Raw genomic sequence first — 1,762 nt, forward strand, 5'->3', positions numbered from 1 at the left:
AGAATCTCGTTTCTAATGTCTGTAGGGTAGCGGCACAAAAAGGAATTTCGGCTTATGGATTAATCCTCCCAGGATAAGTACGGTGATCGTTTTCCAGTCTGGAAATAGTATCGAAAAGCCTCCAGTACTTCCGAAAAAGGAACGCACATATACAGTGGGATATCGGTCCCACAAGTGATATTTAAACACATGTAACCATCCTCATCGGGATCGAAACGATTGTCTCTTCGGATTAGGGGGACTCCAACCCCATCGGGTGGATCATCAAAATAAATCAGGCTAAAATGCCGGACATTCCTGTCAAGCCGCGGATCATCATATTCATCCGGAACGTTTCCCCCACCCAAACATAAGGACCCGATTCCCTCTAGCTCCAGGGAAAGTTGGCTTATATGAAATCCATCAATTTGGTACAAATAAGCGTACACCATTGGCCATGTAAGCTGAAGGATGATTTCCTTGTTTTCCGGTTCGTAAAAAGAAAGCGTCCATTGCCCTTGAAATCTGACGATTTCATTCGCACTTTTCGATGCCATCATATTAAAGCACCGCTCCATCCTTTCTCTCTCCTTCCCCTCAGGGCTTATATCTGATCGATTGTCTGTAGGTACTGCCCTTGAGGAACTCTCCTTTTCAGCCGACAAAAAGCGGACATAGTCCGTAACCATGTCCGCTGCAATTCTTTAGAAGTCGCTTTTGTTTAAATTGTTGTCTTTCAACTTGTCTTCTGTGCTGCTGCCTTTTTTGGTATATTCCACTTCACCGGAATCACCTACGATGTCGTCCAAGGTATCTTTGGTTACCCGGTAATGATCGCCCTCTTTTGTCATGGTGAAAGTGATCTCTTTTTCCTCGCCCACGGTATCGATCGGATAGTTCTGGTCTCCGTAAATAATGGAGTAAAGCTTGAAGTTAAGTAAATTATTGATTGCTTTCATATCTTTGTTTTGGGAGTCCAGAACTACTTTTGAGGTGTTTATATCGCCGAAGATTTGGCTGCGGGCCATTGTGATCGCATTGGCTACAGATTTCAAAGCAATGGGATCGATTTTTGCAGTCACTTCAGCGGTGTCGTTCGTGATTTTCACTTTTTCAACAGAGTAAGTAACGTTTTGCAAAGATTTAATCGAAATACGACTGTACTCCTTGATAATCTCTTCCGCTGTATAGGTGGAGCCATCAACCACAAGACGCCAATCATCCCCTGGATAATCCTTCATTTTCCTTTCAAATAAACTCTCTTCCAGATAAGTGGTTGTATCAGCGCCTGTCATGCCTGTGACGTTTTGAATAGTTCCTTTTTTACCTTCATACAAAAAAGCCAACAAGGTCTTGGCATCTGCTTTGGCGGTTTCTTCTTCCGTAGTTTTTTCCTCTTTGGCAGGCTCTTTGGCTTCATCCGTTTTACTAAGACAACCAACTAACGATAAACTAACCAACATCATACATAGAAAAACAATAATTCCTCTTTTTCTCACTCCAAGTCACTCCTATGTAAAAATGCCCTATGTACCTACTTTAACATATAAACCGCATTTATTAACATAAAAACCGCACTAAAAACATTGAATTTTTTGAAAAATATAACTTATAAAGGGTTTAATGGAGAATATAGAGTGACTGTACAATACAGACAGCTTTAGAGACTTTCGTTTCCAATGTCTATCGGGTGGAAATGCTAAAAGGTATGGATCTCCACCCGATTCTCATACACCAGGATTTCCCGAACCACATGACGAATCAGTTCTTTCTTGTCTTGGAA

1 protein-coding gene is annotated in these 1,762 nt (G+C 41.5%); it reads right to left on the reverse strand.

Translation table 11 applies throughout. The features are described 5' to 3' along the window. Positions 1 to 683: 683 nt before the first annotated feature. On the reverse strand, positions 684 to 1,478 hold the full coding sequence (locus tag IEV46_RS17745) for a hypothetical protein (RefSeq protein ID WP_188433942.1): 795 nt from the start codon (positions 1,476 to 1,478) through the stop codon (positions 684 to 686). Positions 1,479 to 1,762 lie beyond the last annotated feature (284 nt).

Origin of the sequence: Kroppenstedtia guangzhouensis, from assembly GCF_014637345.1 — a bacterium.
Lineage (GTDB): Bacteria > Bacillota > Bacilli > Thermoactinomycetales > DSM-45169 > Kroppenstedtia > Kroppenstedtia guangzhouensis.